General features: G+C 74.0%; 11 protein-coding genes. 3 read left to right on the top strand and 8 right to left on the bottom strand.

What is annotated here, in order from left to right:
* Positions 1-10: 10 nt before the first annotated feature.
* The 4 genes from OHA72_RS34335 to OHA72_RS34320 form a co-directional block, all read right to left on the bottom strand.
* Positions 11-409, bottom strand: a complete 399-nt coding sequence (locus tag OHA72_RS34335) for a hypothetical protein (RefSeq protein ID WP_327000195.1) — start codon at positions 407-409, stop codon at positions 11-13.
* Positions 410-457: 48 nt separating this feature from the next.
* Complete coding sequence (locus OHA72_RS34330; RefSeq protein ID WP_327000194.1) at positions 458-2,578, bottom strand: MBL fold metallo-hydrolase; 2,121 nt, start codon at positions 2,576-2,578, stop codon at positions 458-460.
* Entirely contained in the window at positions 2,571-8,642 is a 6,072-nt protein-coding gene (locus OHA72_RS34325) for a hypothetical protein (protein WP_327000193.1), read from the bottom strand. Before OHA72_RS34325 ends, OHA72_RS34330 begins: the two co-directional genes overlap by 8 nt.
* A 117-nt stretch (positions 8,643-8,759) precedes the next feature.
* Entirely contained in the window at positions 8,760-9,230 is a 471-nt protein-coding gene (locus tag OHA72_RS34320) for a hypothetical protein (RefSeq protein WP_327000192.1), read from the bottom strand.
* A gap of 91 nt (positions 9,231-9,321) precedes the next feature.
* On the opposite strand from OHA72_RS34320, the gene OHA72_RS34315 reads away from it, so the two are divergent.
* Positions 9,322-9,999 carry a TetR/AcrR family transcriptional regulator C-terminal domain-containing protein gene (locus tag OHA72_RS34315; protein WP_327000191.1) on the top strand — a complete coding sequence of 226 codons (678 nt, stop codon included), beginning with the start codon at positions 9,322-9,324 and terminating at the stop codon, positions 9,997-9,999.
* Between the two features lie 25 nt (positions 10,000-10,024).
* Here the strand turns inward: OHA72_RS34315 and OHA72_RS34310 are convergent, their stop codons facing one another.
* Together OHA72_RS34310 and OHA72_RS34305 are read right to left on the bottom strand one after the other, a co-directional pair.
* Positions 10,025-11,482 carry a beta-N-acetylhexosaminidase gene (locus OHA72_RS34310; RefSeq protein ID WP_327000190.1) on the bottom strand — a complete coding sequence of 486 codons (1,458 nt, stop codon included), beginning with the start codon at positions 11,480-11,482 and terminating at the stop codon, positions 10,025-10,027.
* Between the two features lie 100 nt (positions 11,483-11,582).
* Positions 11,583-12,641: a hypothetical protein gene (locus OHA72_RS34305; protein WP_327000189.1), complete on the bottom strand. Its 1,059-nt coding sequence runs from the start codon at positions 12,639-12,641 to the stop codon at positions 11,583-11,585.
* A 66-nt stretch (positions 12,642-12,707) separates the two neighbouring features.
* Here OHA72_RS34305 and OHA72_RS34300 point away from each other — a divergent pair, with 66 nt between their 5' ends.
* Positions 12,708-13,496, top strand: coding sequence for a hypothetical protein (locus OHA72_RS34300; protein WP_327000188.1), 789 nt, complete (start codon positions 12,708-12,710; stop codon positions 13,494-13,496).
* A gap of 8 nt (positions 13,497-13,504) precedes the next feature.
* On the opposite strand, the gene OHA72_RS34295 is transcribed toward OHA72_RS34300, so the two are convergent.
* Positions 13,505-14,215, bottom strand: a complete 711-nt coding sequence (locus tag OHA72_RS34295) for a siderophore-interacting protein (protein WP_327000187.1) — start codon at positions 14,213-14,215, stop codon at positions 13,505-13,507.
* 112 nt (positions 14,216-14,327) lie between these two features.
* Between OHA72_RS34295 and OHA72_RS34290 the strand changes: the two genes are divergently transcribed.
* The gene (locus tag OHA72_RS34290; protein ID WP_327000186.1) at positions 14,328-14,525 is read left to right on the top strand and encodes a helix-turn-helix domain-containing protein; all 198 of its coding nucleotides are present in this window, start codon (positions 14,328-14,330) and stop codon (positions 14,523-14,525) included.
* A 604-nt stretch (positions 14,526-15,129) separates the two neighbouring features.
* On the opposite strand, the gene OHA72_RS34285 is transcribed toward OHA72_RS34290, so the two are convergent.
* Entirely contained in the window at positions 15,130-16,338 is a 1,209-nt protein-coding gene (locus OHA72_RS34285; RefSeq protein WP_327000185.1) for an alpha/beta hydrolase family protein, read from the bottom strand.
* Positions 16,339-16,366 lie beyond the last annotated feature (28 nt).

The following is a 16,366-nucleotide window of genomic DNA, read 5'->3' as shown; positions in this document are numbered from 1 at the left end:
GGCGCGCAGGTCACGGGTCGACGGCCGACGGCGGCAGCGCGTACACGTCGCCGGTGCGGAAACAGTCCCAGCCGGCGCGCAGCGGGTCCGGCTCGTCGATGACGACCTGGGCGCGGGAGCCGCCGGCCCGCAGGCCGTCGGCCTCGTGCGCGGCGAGGCGGGACTCGAGGGCGTCGCCGAAGAGGCCGGCGCCCTCCAGGATGGTGAAGATGGCGTCGGCGGCGCACGTCACCGCCACGTCGGCGTCCTGCGGTGCGGCGTCCGGGTTGAGCTCGAGGAAGACCCGCCGGGCGGCGGCGAGCAGCCGCGCCGCGTCGGTGACCACGAAGTCGCGCCGGTATCGCAGCGACAGGTGCATCCCGTCGCGGAGAGGGTCACCGCCGATGACCGAGCCGTTGTCGTCGTCCATCCGGCCACCCTAGGCCCGTACCACCGGCTCCGGGGCGGCGTAGCGGGCTCAGGAGGGCTCGGCACGCCAGACGGACGTCGGTGACACGGTGACCTGTCCCCGCCGGGCCAGCCGCTCCGCGAGGGCCCGCTGCGCCTGCCGTGTCCCGTGCACGGGCATGACGGCGTCCGGGGTCACGTCCCGGATCACCTCGATCAGTTCATCCTCGGAGGCGTGCGCGCCGAGCTGGTGGTCCACGACGCGGGCGTTGACCTCCACCGGGCCGTTGCTCCCATGGCCCGCCGGAAGATCGATCTTGCCGGCGCCGGCGGCGGCGATCTCGCGGAGCTGGAATCCGACGGAGTCGCGGGGCTGGAAACCCACCAGCATGACGGCCGAGGCCGGGTCGGGAAGGACCGTGCGGGCCCAGCTCACCACGGGTCCGCCGGTGAGCATGCCCGACGTGGCGATGACGATGCCGCTCGTCATCTGCTGGATGTACTGGGCGGTTCTGCCGCGGGGCACCGGGCTGACCGAGGCGCCGAAGATCCGTATCGGCGTGCCGGACGGGCTGAGGTGCTGCTCGTACACCTCGGCCACGTCACGGGCAAGCCCGTCGACGAGCACGTCGACGCCGGGCAGTTCGGTGGCGAACAGCATGGCGAGCTCCTGCGCCCGGCCGAAGGCGAAGGCGGGCACCAGCAACCGGCCGCCCACGGCCGCCACCGCGGACGCCGCCTCGACGACCTCGCCGACGGCGACGGATCTCGGCCGCTTCCGGCCCTGCCCCGCGTAGGTCGACTCGATCAGCAGCAGGTCGGCGCGTTTGGCACTGTCGGGCAGATCGATCCCGCCGACGGTGTACTGGGCGGTCTTCGACACGTCCCCGGACACCACCACGCGCCGGGTGCCCGCGTGCACGACGACACCGGACGCACCGAGGATGTGCCCGGCCGGGAACAGCTCGACCGTCAGCTCGCCGACGCGGCGGGTCGTGCCGTGCTCGACGGCGGTGAGCGCCTCCAGCGCCACGGTCACGTCACGCGGCTCGTAGTGCCGGCGCCCGGAGGTGCCTGCCGCGTCCAGGTCACGGTGCTGCGTGCGCAGCGAGTCCGGCCACAGCACACCGAGCAGGTCGATGGTGGCGCTGGTCGCGTACACCGGCGTCTGGGGCTGCTCCCGCAGCACCACCGGCACCCAGCCCGCATGGTCGTTGTGCGCGTGGGTGACCACGACGGCGTCGATCCGCCGGCGCAGCGCGTGACCGATGCGCGGTGGCGCGCACTCCTGCGCGGTGCGGCCGCCGGGCCGGATGCCGGCGTCGATCAGCAGGCGGGTGCCGCCCGCCGTGACCAGGACGCAGGAGCCGCCGATCTCGTCGCCGCCGCCGAGCACCTCGACCTGCAGCGTCCGCTCGACGCCGACGAGCACCTCGGCGGGGCGGGGCCGGGCCAGGGCGCCGAGCAGCGCGGGGAGCCATCCGGCGGCGTCGGGGACGCCGACCTGCCGGCCGGCCGCCGCCAGGGCCGCGGGTGACAGCGCACCGGTCCGCCGCTGCGGTTCGCCGGACTGCACGTCCCGCGTGTCACGCGCCGGCGCGGCGATGAGCCGCAGGAGCCGCTCGGCGAGCGACTGCGGCTGCTCCGCCTCGGCGCGGGCGCGTTCGAGCTGGGCGCGACCCGCGACGAGTTGACCGTGCAGCCTGGTGACCTCGTCGCCGAGCTCGGCCGCCCGCGCCTGGACCTCGGCCAGCTCGGCGCCGAGCGTCGCGGCCCTGGTGACGGCCCGGTCCCGTTTCTGGCGCAGCTCGTCGGCCTTGCGCTGCTCACGTTCCCGCCGGACCCGTTCACGCTCCTGCCGGCGCAGGTCCGCCTCACGCGCGTCGAGCCGCTCACGCAGCCAGGCCACGCCGGCCGTCGCCTGGGCCGGGTCGGCGCACAGCAGCAGCCGCGCGATCGGCGCCGACGCGACCGTCGCGGACCGGTCGCCGCCGGCGATGGCCGCGGCCGTCACCGATCGCAGCGCCGGGCTGCGGGCCAGCAGGTCGAGCACCACGTCGACACCGGAGCGGCTGCCGAGCACCGACGCTGTGGAGCCGAGCCGCGGGCGGCGGCGGCGGACGACGTCCACCGCCGTGGACAGCACCGCCGCAACCGCCGGATCCGCCAGCGGGCCGCCCGGATCATCCATCGATCACGCCGGTGCGGCGCATTGCGTCCAGATGGACCGGGTCGAGCTGGATGCCGTTCTTGTCGATGTCGAACAGGCCCAGCACGCAGAGCACGTCGAACAGCTCCTCGGGGCCGGTGAAGCAGGCCAGCGCCTCGACCGGCAGGTGCTCGCCGAGCATCTGGACCAGCACGGCCTGGTCCTGCACCGCCACCGCCCCGATGGTCGTCGCGACGTCCAGTGCGGCGACCGCGAGCCGCGCGACCGGGTCCTGCCGGTCGTCGAGGCCGATGTCGGCGAGCAGGGCCGCCGCGCCCCGCTCGGCCCACCACTCGTCGAACCACGCCAGCAGCTGTTCACCGGTGAGGTTGCCGTCGGAGTGGGCCTTCTCGGTGACGCGGGCGAGCAGCGACGGCCACCCGCCGACCTTCGAGTCGAGCGTGTGCTGGCCGGCGGCGTCGTGGAAGGGCAGGTTCTCCTCTTCGGACCACAGGCGCAGCCCGTCGCGACCCAGGCGGCTCAGGGCCATGCGGTGCTCGATGCGGACCCATGCCGGCGCCGTGGCGAGCGACGCCAGGATGACCACGCGGGCGGTGGGTTCGATCCCGTGGTACAGGGCGGCCAGTTCGTCCGGCGTGGACCTGGTGGCGTCGACGACGACCAGCGAGCGTGGATGCGTGGCGACGGCGTGACGGACCTGATCGATGCCGGTCCTGGGGATCCGGCGGACCTCGTCGACGGAGAGCCTGCCGCGCACCGCCTCGAGGGCGCGCACCACGAAATGGATGCCGTGCGCTCTGGTGCCGACGATGATGAGCGGGCCACTCGCCTTGGCGATCCGGTCGACCTGCAGCTCCGTCAGGGGCGAGCGCCAGGGCTTGCCTTCGCCGAGGTCGCGCCGGAAGTGCAGGCGGCGGGACACGCGGGGCACCTCGAGTTGTTCCGGTGCGGAGAAGAGCTTCTGCAGGACGCTCTCGTGGTCGCCGAGCAGCCGCAGCACCGTTGGCGTCCGGACTCGGTAGCGGTTGCCGTCGCGGGCCAGCACGCCGAGGTCGACGCACTCGTCGACGAGACTCGGCACCTGGTCACTCGGGCTGTCCTGGAAGCCGGCCGGCCAGTACATCCGGCAGCGCAGGGCGATCTCCTCCACCGACAGGCCGGACGAACCCGTCTCCTCCTCGTGGGCGGCGAGCGCGAGGACCAGCGCGATGACCCGGTACCGGTGATCGAGGTCCAGGGTCAGGTTGTACTTCTGGACCAGCTGCCCGCGCAGGCCGGCGTTGTGGATGACCGCGGCCACGTCATCGTCGGTGATGACGCCGGGCGGCTCGTCGTCGCCGACGACGCGGCTGAACGCCTGCGTCACCAGCGCCTGGCCGAGGATCTGCAGCAACGCCGGGATGTTGTTGGTGTAGGCCATGATGTGCGCCGGTGCCGTCTGCGGGTTGGCGAACCGCAGGCCGAGGGTCGCCAGCGGCTGGATGATCATGTCGTACGCCTGCTGTGGGCCCAGCGGCCCGATCAGGATCGGCTGGCCGAAGTGCGACAGCGGCTGGTTGGGCACCGCGCTGAACCGCGCCGTGCGGTGCAGGCCCGCGAGGACGAGCTTGACCCGGCCCGCGCTGCCGGGGTCCTGCATGATCCGGCGGAACCAGTCGATCTCCACGAACTGCTGCCTGGAGTCGGCCTCGAGGAACGCGTCCGCCTCGTCGAGGAGCACCAGCAGCGTCCGGGTGGAGTCCTTGCGCAGCCAGGCCCGGATGCCGTCGTAGACCCCGCGCGCAGGGTCCTGTTGTGGCGGCGTGTCGGGCAGGATCCCGTGCTCGGCGAGCTTGTGCCACAGCTCCGGCCAGATCTTCGCGGCCTGGCCGTCGCTGCCGATGGAGAAGATACTGAGGTAGGCGGCGACGCTGCTCCGGTTGCGCCGGACGAACTCGCGCTGCGCCGCCCGCAGCAGGGCGGACTTGCCCAGCTGCCGTCCGCCGTAGACGATCGAGGAGCCGTCCATCGCCTGGACCTCGCGCAGCTCCCGGCTCCGCCCGAAGAACATCTCCTCCGCCGCGTCGCCGGCCTTGTCCTGATACGGGTTGGCCGCGCTGAACGGGACCGCGACGTCGAGGAACGGGCCACGCAACGCCTCCGGCTGCAGCACCAGGTAGGCCAGCACCGCGGCGTCGATGAGCAGCAGGGACGGGCGGGGGCGGCCGCGGGTCGCCTCCATGAGCGTGCGCCGCTCCGCCGCCCGCAACGGCGCACCCAGCCACACGACGAGCACGGTGTGTTCCTCGCTCTGGTCGCGCAACGACTCGACCAGCCTGGTGACGGACTGTGCCGCGTGCACGATCAGGACCCGCAGCGTCGCGCCGTCAGGACTCATCCGGGAGCCGAGGGCCGGGTTCGCCGCGCGGCCGATGACGCCGACGTCGGTGAGCACCCACCAGCGGCTCTCCTTCGTCTCGGGTGAGTCGGGGGTGGCGCTCTTGAGTTCGATACCCGCCTGGCTCAGCACCTCGATCAGCGCGCGTTGCGTGTCGAGGCCGTGGGCGCGCAGCTTGCGGGCCGACAGGCCCAGCCAGGACTTCACCGACAGCTCGCCGGCCCGGCGGCGGCGCTCGTCGAGGTTCCTGACCGACAGCTCGGTCGCCTGGTGCAGGGCGTCGAGACCGTCGTCGACCGCGTCGCGGCGCAACCCGTCAAGCAGCGACTCCAGCAGCTCCGGCCAGGTCGCGAACAGCTCGGGCACCGCCGGGAAGAACCGGCTCAGATGCCGCGCGGACCGGTCCGGCGCCGGCAGGTCACGACCGGCGCGGATCTGCTCCAGATACTCCTCGGCGCCGGCGATCTCACCTTGACGCGCCATCGCCTTGAGCCGCTCCTGATGCGCGGCGACCTTCTCGTTGTCGAACGCCTCCCGGTCGATCTCGGCCAGCAGCTGGTCGACGACGGCGGCTCTGGTCTCGACGAGGACGTGGTCCAGGGTCGCGATCTCTTCCGCGATCCTGCGGTAGTCGCGGCGTCCGTGGGCCTCCAGCCGTTCCACGTCCAACGCGTAGAAGGACCACTGGCGCTCGTCGAGGACGCCGGCCATGCGGTCCTGCTCGACCTTGAGCTTGATCGCCTCGAGCGCCGGGCGGAGGTGCGCGCCGCACTCCGCCTCGTCGGCCGCCCGCCGCTCCGCGAGCTCACCGGCCAGGGGCGGATCGACCACCCGGGCCTCGTCGATGAGCCGCTGGGTGACGTCGTGGTCGCCGAGCCGCGCCCGGTGGGTGTAGAGCTCGTCGAGTGCCATCGGCGGGCCCGACGCGACCCGCACCAGCTGATCGAGGTGCGCCTCGCCGAGCCGGGGCTCGAACCGCAGCCGGTGCGGGTCGAGCAGGAGGTCGGTCGCGGCGAGCTCGCCGTTGGCGACGTAGTCCGCCGACGGCTCCGGCCCCGTCAGCTCCGCCGCCTGGCCGCCGAAGCCGTCGAAGATGCGCTGGATGAGGTCGCCGACCGCACCGGCGGCGGCGATCACCTCGATGCGCCCGCGGGCGCGTTCCTCCGTCCGCAACCGTTCGATGTCGCGGCGCACGTCGTCCCGGCAGCGCAGGATCTCCCGGCGGATGCGGTCGACCCGTTCGGCGGACGGGTCCGCGTGCTGCTCCTGCAGCTGGCGGAGCCGCTCCACCGTGGAGACCCAGTCGGACGCGACCTGCAACGCGTCGCGGTACTGCGCCCGCAGCTTCTGCCGGGCCCCGGCCTCGATCCTCGAGTTGCGCCGTCCACGCTGCCTGGCGTACTGGTCGTCGATCCGGCGGTCCTCCTGGCCCTGCGCGTGCAGGATCTGCCCACGCACCTCGGCCAGGCGTGTCACGTCGTTGCGCAGGACGAGGCGCAGCAGCGTCCCCAGCATCCCCCGCTCGCTCATCCACGCCAGGTACACCGCGTTGGCCGGCGCGTACTTGATGCTTCTCGACCGCGCGATGTCGATCAGGTGCGCCGCCCGGTCCGCGTGCCGCTGCGCCACCTGCTCCAGGTCCAGCGTGGCGGCCATGGTCGCGCCGGTCTCCTGCGCGACGACGATGCCGCTGCGGGTCGCGTCGGACAGGGCCCGGCCCAGCGCCGTCAGCCCCGCGTAGTCGTCGATGGCCGGTTGCAGGTCCTCCAGCACCGGTGCCAGCTGCGGCAGGTGGACCGAGGCCGCCACGCTGATCGTCGCGCCCCAGCCCAGCAACTGCCCGGCGCGGTCGTCGGCGAGGCTGGCGCGGGTGAGGTGTTCGGCGCCCGCGGCGAACGCGGCGGCGAGCGAGCCGGCAGACCCGCGCAGGTTCGCCGCGTAGGCCATGGCCTGCCGGGCCGCGACGACGGCCGGTGGCCGTCCGGTGGCCTCCGCGATACGGGCCGCCAGACCGAACCGGCTGGCCTCGATGAGGGTCGCCTGCGCCTCGGTGATCGTCGTCATGGCGGCCGGCGGGGCGTCCCGGTGCCGCTCGCCGTCGCCGGCGGGGGTGGATGCCGCCGGCATCGCCGGTGCGGGCGGCTGGGACTGCGGTGGTGGCGCCGCCGCCGATCGCGCGGCCACCTGATGCGCGTGCTGCTCTACGGCCTTCCCGGACGGATCCGGGAGCGCGGCGGGGCCGGGGGCGACGGTGGTGTCCGGCGGTGCCGGCGGCGTGAGCAACCGGTCGAACCGCTCGTCGAGCAGCTCCCCCAGCTCCGCGTCGAGCGTGTCCATGGGGTCCTCGGACGCCGGCGGCGGGCCTTGAGGTCCGGCCGGTGCCGTCGCGTCCGCGGGCGCGGTCGCGACCGGCTCGACCGGCTCGGCGTCCGGCGCACCGCCGGCGTCCCGGTCGTCATCGGCGGGCTCCGCGGGCGCGGGGTGGCCCACGGAGGTCTCGGCCTCGCCCGCGCCGGCCGGCAGCACCAGCAGTCCGGGTTTGATCAGTTCCTTGAACACCAGCGTCGACAGCGGCGCCGGCAGCGTCTCGTCGAGCGCGAGCCGGTCGGCGTGCTCGCGGGCGTGCTCGGCCGACACTGCCGCGGCGACCAGGAAGTCGTAGAGGGAGCGCAGATTGCGCAGCTCCGCGTCGTCCTCCGGGGCCGTCGCGGCGCGCGACACGGCCGCCCGCACGTCGTCCAGCACATCGCCGAGCTGCTCCGGGACGCTCAATCCGGACAGTCGTCGCAGCCAGGACCGGCTGCGGGTCCGCTCGATCGTCGTGGCTGCCGCTCGTAGCGCGTCCAGGTCGGGTGCCACGTCCCCGCCGACCTGGGCGGCGAACCGGCGGGCGGATCGCTGCACCTGCGGTCCGAGGTCGACGATGGCGACGAGATCCTCCTCCGCCGGCAGGGTCCCGGCCGTCAGGGCGCTGCCGGCCCGCTCGGCGGCACTGCGGGCGAGCGCCCAGTCACGTTCGACGCGTTCGAGCTCGGCGGCCGGATCGAACGGGCCGGCGTCGTGACCGGGTGACTCGCCGGCCGTCGCGGCGCCCCGCGCCGGGTCGACGACGTCGGCCACGTCGACGCCGTAGGTGGACGGCAGCGCCGGGTACGCCGCGCGCAGCGCCGCGTACCGCTCCGCGAGGTCCGGGCGTTGCCGGGCCAGAAAGCCGAGAGCGGCGGCCGCGGCGGAACTGCGATGGGCGATCGCGACGGCGAAGCCGACCGGGCGCAGGCTCGCCGGGACCTGCTGGACGGCCCGGAACAGGTACTCGTCGAACTCGTAGTCGATCCGCTGGTCCGCCGACTCGACGAGCGTCCTCCACTCGTCGGCGTCGAGCTCCAGCCGCCGGAACACCTCGACCACCGGGAACAGCAACGCCCGCAGCGCGTGCGAGGAGGCGGTGACCTTGTCGTGCCGCAGCCGGACCAGCAGCTGCCCGGCCATCCCCGCGTTGACCTTGCCCGACAGGTTCAGGTTGATGACGTGCAGGACGACCCGGGACACCTCCGGGCCGACCCGCTTGAGCAGTGCCAGCATGTCGTCGTTCGACACCTTCTCCAGCAGTTGCTGCGCGATGGCGTGCGGGTCGACGACGGCCAGCACGTCACCACCCGTCGGCCAGCCCGCCGGTGTCGAGGCCTGTGCCTCGTCGTCGACCTGCACCCGCGATCCGCTGCGTCGCCCGCGCATTGCCACCTCCAGGAGTAGGTCACGTACGGTCACCGCGCCGGCCTGAGCACGACGCGGGGCTGACGTGATCTCCTGACGGACGGCGCGGGCTCACAGGTGGGCGGACGCGGCGAGGGCGCAGGCGGCGCCGGCCAGCATCAGGCCGTGCAGGATCATGTGCTCGACGTTCGGGCGGGGGCGCCCACCGATGCGCGGCAGGACGATCAGGGTCTGCGCGTAGGTGCGGGCGTGCAGCTCGGCCCAGGTGGTGCCGGTGCCGGCGGTCGCCCACGGTGCGGTGACGCCGATGAGGTACGGCATCCACCACAGCACGAGACCGCCGGCGGCAAAGAGCAGCTCCAGTGCGCCGGCGACGTAGCCCAGGACCGGCCATGACAGCGCGGCCGCGAGGGCCAGCAGCACGGCGGGCAGCGTCATCATCGGCGCGTTCACGGCGACCTCGGTGCGCTGCTCGGAGCGTTTGGCGTCGCGGACGTTGTTCAGCGGGTACAGGTCGACGAGCGTGACGAGCAGGAAGTAGGCCACGGCGGCCAGGAGCAGGGTCAGGGCGAGCGCGAGCATGTCTGCCTCCACGACAAGCGATGCTTACGCTGTAAGCATCGGGGATGCTGCTATCGTGGCTTACGCCGTAAGCATGGTCAAGGGGGCACGGGTGACGGATCGCCGCGGTGGCGCCAAGGCCGGGTTGAGCCGCGAGCGCGTCCTCGACGGCGCGCTGGAGTACCTGGACGCGTACGGGCTGCCCGCGCTGTCGATGCGCAGGCTCGGCACGCACCTGGGCGTCGAGGCGATGTCGCTGTACCGGCACGTGCCGAACAAGGCCGCGCTGCTCGACGGGCTCGTCGACAGGGTGATGGAGCTCGCGTTCGCCGGCCTGCAGGACCCGCCGCAGGACCTCTGGGTGCCGTGGATGCGGCGGTTCGCGCACTCGCTGCGGGCGGCCCTGCGCGCGCACCCCGGGGTGCTGCCCCTCGCGGCGACCCGCCCGGTGAACTCACCGGAGGCGTTGCAGATGTCGGAGCGCTGGCTGGGCTCGATGCGCGCCGCCGGGCTGCCGCTGGGCCGGGCGATGGACGTGGTCAACGTGGTGGCGACGTTCACGATCGGGCACACCCTCGCCGAGGTCGGCCGGACCCCGGGCCACGAGGGCACCGAGCCGGACCTCGACGAGCACGCCGGCGACCTGGACCCGGCGCTGTTCCCGAACCTGACCGAGGTCATCGCCACCAGGGCCGGCCTCGACTTCGACACCCGCTTCACGGAGGCGATCGACATCCTGCTCGCCGGCTACGCCGCCCTGCCCCCGGCGCCGCCCGCCCCGGTGGCGTGACGGCCCGGCATCACCGCCGCGCGGCTCAGGTGCTCCAGGCGATCTGCGGCGACCGGCAGAAGTTGACCTCCTGCGCCTCCCAGCGCGGGCCGTGCGCCGCGAGCCGCGCGGCGAACCCGGGCCAGTCGTGCGTGGACCACGGCGACCAGGTCACCTCGGCGAGGGCCGCGAGCCGCGGGAACGCCATGTATTCGACGTCGGCGTACGACGTGAGCGTCTCCGACCACAGTGGACCCTCGACGCCCAGCACCGCCGTCTCGGGCACGCCGTCCATGTAGGTGCCGGGGTCCCAGTCGTAGATGTCGGCGACGTCGATGCAGCCGGCCCACTTGTAGCCGATCGGCGTGCTCAGGTCGTACTTCATGTCGAGGTACACCTTGTGCGCCGGGGACAGCAGGACCCGGTTGCCGCGGGCGACGGCGGCGGCCATCAGCGGGTCGCTGGACTCCCGGCCCCAGTACTGCGGGACCGCGGACACCGGCAGCCCGGGCGAGCGGAGGAGCTCGTGCCAGCCGATGACCGACTTGCCGAGCCGGGCGACGATCGGCAGCACCCGGTCGATGAACTCCAGGCGCCCCTCCTCGGGCGTCGCGTGCGTCTCGTCGGTGCCCAGGTGCAGGTACTCCCCCGGGGTCAGCGCGGCCACCTCCCGCAGCACGTCCTCGACGAACCGGTAGGTGACCTCCTTGCCGGTGGCCAGCGAGCTGAACCCGGTCGCGTTGCCCCGGGCCGTGAACAGCTCGGGTGCCACCCCGTCGGCGTTGAGCTCCGGGTACGACGCGAGCGCCGCCGTGGTGTGGCCGGGCACGTCGATCTCGGGGATGACGGTCACGTGGCGGCTCGCCGCGTACGCGACCAGGTCCCGGTACTCCTCCTGCGTGTAGTGGCCGCCGGTGCCGCCGCCGACCTGGGTGCTGCCGCCGTGCGTCGCCAGCCGGGGCCAGCTGCGGATCTCGATGCGCCAGCCCTGGTCGTCGGTGAGGTGCAGGTGCAGCACATTGAGCTTGTACTGCGCGATCTGGTCGATGAACCGCTTGACCTCCGCGACGGTGTAGAAGTGCCGCGACACGTCCAGCATCGCCCCGCGGTGCGCGAACCGCGGCTGGTCGCGCACCTCGCCGCCGGCAACGACCCACTCGGTGCCGGCCCGTGCCGGCAGCAGCTGGCGCAGCGTCTGGACCCCGGCGAACAGGCCCGCCGGGGTGGACCCGGTCAGCGTCACCGACCGGCTCGTGACGCTCAGCCGGTAGCCCTCCGGGTGCGGGACGGCGGCGGCGTCCAGGACCAGCGCGATCGCGCCGCCTGGCGCCGGGCCGGCGAGCACCGGCACGGGATGCCCGGTGCCGGCGCGCAGCACCTCGGCCAGGTGCTCGGCCACCGGGGCGGCGTCGTCGGTGGCGTGCACGGCGGTCGCCGCGGTGACCGCGAAGTCCTCCGCGGGCGCCGGGCTCGCGGAGACCGGCGCCGGGATCAGTGTGTCCATTCTGGACGGTTGCGACGCGGGCACGTCTGCCTCCCCAGGTCTGCGGGCCCAAACGGTACCGCAGATCCGCCGTCGTCGATCACTGGTTTCCGGGCGGCGCTCAGCGGGCCGGGGGCTTGACCCGGCTCAGCCAGCCCGCCGCCTCGTCGGCCGGGACGGGGGCGTCGACGCGCAGCAGCGGGGTCATCAGCGGATACTGGCGGCCGGTGTTCCAGCTGCGTGCGTAGGGCTCCTGGTCGAGCACGACCACCCGGACGCCGTCGAGGTGCGGGATGTCGGCGGGGGTGCCCTCGTTCCAGATCCACTCGCCGTAGGCGTCGACCAGGTTCCAGTTGCCGCGCAGGCCGCCGGCCGGCTGCAGGTCCTCGCCGGTGCCGGCGGCGGCCGCCTCCACCGCGCTCGGCGCGCGGCCTGGGAGCAGGCCGCGGGACGGGTCGCCGATCAGGGCCGCGGCGAGCAGCGTGTGCAGCTGGAAGTTGTCGCCGATGCCGCCGATCGTCACCCGGTAGCCGCGGCCGGTGCCGGCGAAGCCACGGTCCAGGACCAGCAACGGCTCGTCGTCGAGGACCTTCAGCAGCCCGGCGAGCCATTGCGGGGTGCCGTAGACGTCGAGGACGGGCTCGATCGCCGCGGTGAGGCGGGCGCGCTGCGGCAGCGCGGCGCGCACGTCGGCGCGCTGGCACAGGTACAGCACCGGCTGGACCCAGTCGTCGGCGCAGAACCACGCCTGCACCAGCAGCTCGGCCTCCTGCGGGTCCAGGCCGAGCCCGGCGGCCCCGCCGGCGAACCGCTCCACCGTCGGGCCGATCTCGTCGATCGCCTGCGAGGACGGCGGATCGCCGAACGCCTCCCGGTGCAGCCGCGCGAAGCGGGCGGCCGACTCCATCGCGGCCGCGGCCCGATCGACGAGGGTCGGCACGACCACGGCCGGATCGGTGCCGAAGTCGGCCATGCTGCCGACCAGCTGCGCCAGGTTGCCGGCGATGCCGAACGGCAGGCTCAGCGCCGGTTCCAGCCGGACGAGCGCGGCCTGGACCTCCTCGGGCCGGGCGCCGGGCACCGCACGCGCGATGCCGGGCAGCGCGGTCTCGAACCCGTCCGGATCACGCGCGTCCATCGCCGCCAGCAGCATGTCGACCTGGCCGTCCAACCCCGTCATGCGGGCGATCATAACGATCACGGCCACGGGCCGCTGCCCGCCGCGGGCCGGCGCTACGGTGCATCGATGGGGGCGATGCGGACGAAGGTGCTGACGTCGGTGGCCGTCGGCCTGGTGGCGGTCTGCGGGTTCGGCTGTGTGTGGCTGAACCGGGTGTTCCAGCCGGTCGACGGGGACGCGATGGCGCAGGATGTCGCCGAGGAGCAGGCGCAGCGGCTCAACGCCCGGCTCGGCTACCGCAACCGGCCCGGCGGCGCGGAGTCCATCGCCGCGACCGAGGTGAAGGCGGACCAGCGGGCCGGCGCGAGCCCGCAGGCGACCCAGGTGGTGCCGCTGGCCTGGGCGGGCCGGGTCTACGCCGACGAGCAGGCCACCATCGACGTCCGGTTCACGGTCACGGTGACCGAGTATCACCCGGCCGCCTTCGGCGCGCGCGGCAACTCGGCCGGCAGCGCGACGCGGTGCTACCGGTACACGCTGCGGCTCTATCGCGACACAGCGCACACCGGGATCCGGTGCCCGGCGATCGCCACCGCCGCGGTGCCGTCGGCGGCGCCGGTGCTGCGGCTGCCCGGCGACGCCTCGGACCGCCTCGCCGCCGCGCTGCGCACCGCCACCCCGGCGACGCTCGCGAGCACGGTCCGGGCGGCGTTCCCTCAGGAGGGCTTCACGGTCGACACCGCGACGGCCGGCGACACGCTCGTCGCCGCGGTGGGCGTGCCGGCGCAGCGCGACTGCGTCGTGATGATCCGGACCGCGGACGGGGCGACCAGCGCCGTCGGGTTCGACCCGGTGCAGCTGGAGCCGGGCGAGACCGGGTGCCGGACGGCCCTGTACACCCACCCGGTCCGCTGACCCCGGCGTCAGTCGAGGCCCGCGCGCCCCTCGGCCCAGTACGCCTTGCCCTTGACCTGCCGGGGCTTGCGCTGCCACCCACGGGTGTCCCGGCGCACCGCGTGCACCGTCGCCGCGTCGCCGGTGACGACGAGGGTGTACGGCGCCTCGGCGGCGGCGTCGCGTGCCCGACCGAGCACCTCGGCACGGTCGGCGGCCTTGGCGACCACCGCCACCCGTTCGGTGATCCCCAGCTGGGCGAGCACGTCGGTGAGCCCGGCGGGGTCGCGTGCCTCGAAGACGTGCGACGCGTCGCCGGTCACCGTCCGCAGCGCGCAGGCGAGCGCCACGCTGGACTCGTCGCCGACGAACAGCACCGGGCCGGTCGCCTCACGCAGGTCGATCGAGCGGCGCGGCCCCATGACCTCACTCGGCTGGCCGTGCGCCACCTGCCCGAACCACTGCGCCGCCGGTCCGTCCCCGTGGGTGTACGCGATCAGCTCCGTCACGCCCTCGGCGGCGTCCCAGCTGACGGGTGTATAGGTGCGCAGGCTCATCGAGCCGCGCCGCGGCCGCAGCTGCAGCTTCGCCCCGGGCACCCACGTCGCCTTCCGGAACGCCTCGGCCGACAGTCCCACCCGGACGAACTCGGGCGACAGGCGGCTGAGCCCGGTGACGCGGGCGGTGTCCAGCATTGCGCCACTGGCGAGGTCGGCCAGGCGTCCGGCGATTCCGGTCATCGTTCCTCACTTCAGGCTTCGGTACTTGAGCGGCACACGCGCGAACCCGCAGCATATGGTGATCGCATGCCGGAACGTCTCCAGGTCGAGCTGGACCCGGTCGAGGGGCGGCATGAGCTTCCACCAGTGGCGCACCCAGCTGCGCGTCCAGCACGCCCTGGTCTTCCTGTGGCTGGGCCGGTCCGTGGCGCAGACCGCGACGCTGTGCGGCTGGTCCAACCCGAGCAGCTTCGTCGACGCGATCTGCGCCATCGTCGGGCAGACCCCCGGCCGGTACCAGGCGGCGCGGCATCACGCTGCCGCCGGGTAGTCCCGCAGCGGGTGGTCCTCGACGAGTTCGCCGTAGTCCGTGAACCCGCCCGGGCCGGCCTCGTGCTCCTCGTCTGCCAGCGGTCCAGCCCGAGGAAGTCCGGGATGGTCATCACCGCGACGTAACCACCCATGTAGCGCAGGAACCGCTGTTCGGGGCCGAAGACCAGCCGGCGCACCCCGGAGTGCACGCCGTCGGCACCGACCACGAGGTCGAACCTGCCCGCGGCGGCGCGCTCGAACGTCACGTCGACGCCATGCGCGTCCTGGCGCAGTGCGGTGATCCGGTCGCCGAACACGTAGCGGACGTCCCCGCCGGCCGCCGCGTGCAGCGTCGCGATGAGGTCGTCGCGCAGGATCTCGACGTCGGGAGCGTCGAACCGGCCGCCGGTCAGCGTGCGCTCCGTGGTCCGGAAGAGCTCCGCCCCGCTCCCGTCGACGACCGACATCCCGCGCAGCTTCGTCTCCCGCTCGCGGATCGCGTCCAGGACGCCCATGCGCCGCGGGCACCGGCTCCACCGGCGAACGCCCAACCTGTACCGAAAACCCGCCACGTCACGCCGGTGCGCCGCCCGGCGGCCGGGCGGCACACCGGGCGGCAGGGGTCAGCCGAGCTGCCGGAACCAGGCCAGGGCCGCCGCGGTCCCGGCGATGTTCGCGCCGAGGTGCGCCGAGTCGTTGTACGGGTGCGTGCCGAGGTCGACGACGGCACCGGCCCGCAGGCGGGCGGCGCAGAAGTCGCTGTTGGCGACCGGCACCTGCTCGTCGGCGCGGTCCACGAGCAGCCGGGCCGGCGCGCGGATGCCGTCGCAGGAGGCGTCGTGCTCGGCCAGCGCGGCGGCGAACGCACCCGACGGTTGGCGCAGCACGGCCAGCCCGTGCGGCGTGAACAGTTCCTCCGGGGTGCCGGGCAGCGTCGCGGCCAGGTCCTCACCGGTGTGCACGCCGTCGTAGAGACGTTCCACCGTCGCGGCGTACGGCGCGGCGAAGAACTCCTCGGGCCGCTGGTACAGCCCGTGCAGCCGGTTCCACGCCACGACCAGGTAGGCCGTGTAGCCGACGTTGTACGGCGGTGCCACGGCCCCGCCGATCAGCGCCGGCAGTTCGGTGCCGCGCACGTCGAACGCTCCGGCGATCGGGGCGAGGGCGCCCAGCCGGAACCAGTCGTCGGCGCCGCGTTCGAGGGTCCCGCCGAGCGCGGTCGCGGCGCTGCCGCCCTGCGAGAAGCCGGTCACGTACACCTCCCGCCGCAAGGCCCTCCGCTGCCCCGCGGCCACGGTCCGCGCGGCGCGCAGCAGGTCCAGCGACGCCGACGCCTCGGTCGTGGCGTTGAGGAACGGGTGCGGGCCGGGTCCGAGCCCCATGCCGAGGTAGTCCGGCGCGACGGCGGCGAACCCGGCCGACGCGTACGCCAGCGCCGGTCCCACCGCCCAGCCGTCGCGCCACATCGACGGCGCGTCGGTCCGGTTGAGCTCCGTGCCGTGCGCGTACGACACCACCCGCAGCTGCCGCTCGCCGCTGCGCGGCAGGACCAGCAGCCCGCTGGCGACCGTCGCCTGCCGCCGCGCGTCGATCGTGCGGTACAGCACCTGGAATGCGTCGACGCCGAACCGGACGTCGCCGGTGCCGAACCGCGCCTCGGCAAGCGTGCCGCGTACCGCCTCCGCGTCGAGACCACGCAGCGGCTGCACCGCCACGACGTCGCCTCGACCGCCGTCGTCGCCCCCTGCCGGCTGCGCCACGGCGACCGCGGCGCTCGACGCGCCCGCCACCAGTACCAGCCCGAGGATCATCGTGTACCTGAGCAATCTCATACCGGCGACGCTATGGCGCGCAACGACC

The organism is Dactylosporangium sp. NBC_01737, assembly GCF_035963215.1.
In the GTDB taxonomy this organism is placed as follows: domain Bacteria; phylum Actinomycetota; class Actinomycetes; order Mycobacteriales; family Micromonosporaceae; genus Dactylosporangium.
The sequence above is the reverse complement of the archived record's forward strand: the minus strand, read 5'-3'. Positions and strand labels throughout refer to the sequence as shown.

Excerpts from the sequence above, each read along its gene's own strand:
- OHA72_RS34335 (WP_327000195.1), bottom strand. The coding sequence starts at position 409 with ATGGACGACGACAACGGCTCGGTCATCGGCGGTGACCCTCTCCGCGAC.
- OHA72_RS34330 (WP_327000194.1), bottom strand. The coding sequence starts at position 2,578 with ATGGATGATCCGGGCGGCCCGCTGGCGGATCCGGCGGTTGCGGCGGTG.
- OHA72_RS34320 (WP_327000192.1), bottom strand. The coding sequence starts at position 9,230 with ATGCTCGCGCTCGCCCTGACCCTGCTCCTGGCCGCCGTGGCCTACTTC.
- OHA72_RS34310 (WP_327000190.1), bottom strand. The coding sequence starts at position 11,482 with ATGGACACACTGATCCCGGCGCCGGTCTCCGCGAGCCCGGCGCCCGCG.
- OHA72_RS34305 (WP_327000189.1), bottom strand. The coding sequence starts at position 12,641 with ATGACGGGGTTGGACGGCCAGGTCGACATGCTGCTGGCGGCGATGGAC.
- OHA72_RS34300 (WP_327000188.1), top strand. The coding sequence starts at position 12,708 with ATGGGGGCGATGCGGACGAAGGTGCTGACGTCGGTGGCCGTCGGCCTG.
- OHA72_RS34295 (WP_327000187.1), bottom strand. The coding sequence starts at position 14,215 with ATGACCGGAATCGCCGGACGCCTGGCCGACCTCGCCAGTGGCGCAATG.
- OHA72_RS34290 (WP_327000186.1), top strand. The coding sequence starts at position 14,328 with ATGAGCTTCCACCAGTGGCGCACCCAGCTGCGCGTCCAGCACGCCCTG.
- OHA72_RS34285 (WP_327000185.1), bottom strand. The coding sequence starts at position 16,338 with ATGAGATTGCTCAGGTACACGATGATCCTCGGGCTGGTACTGGTGGCG.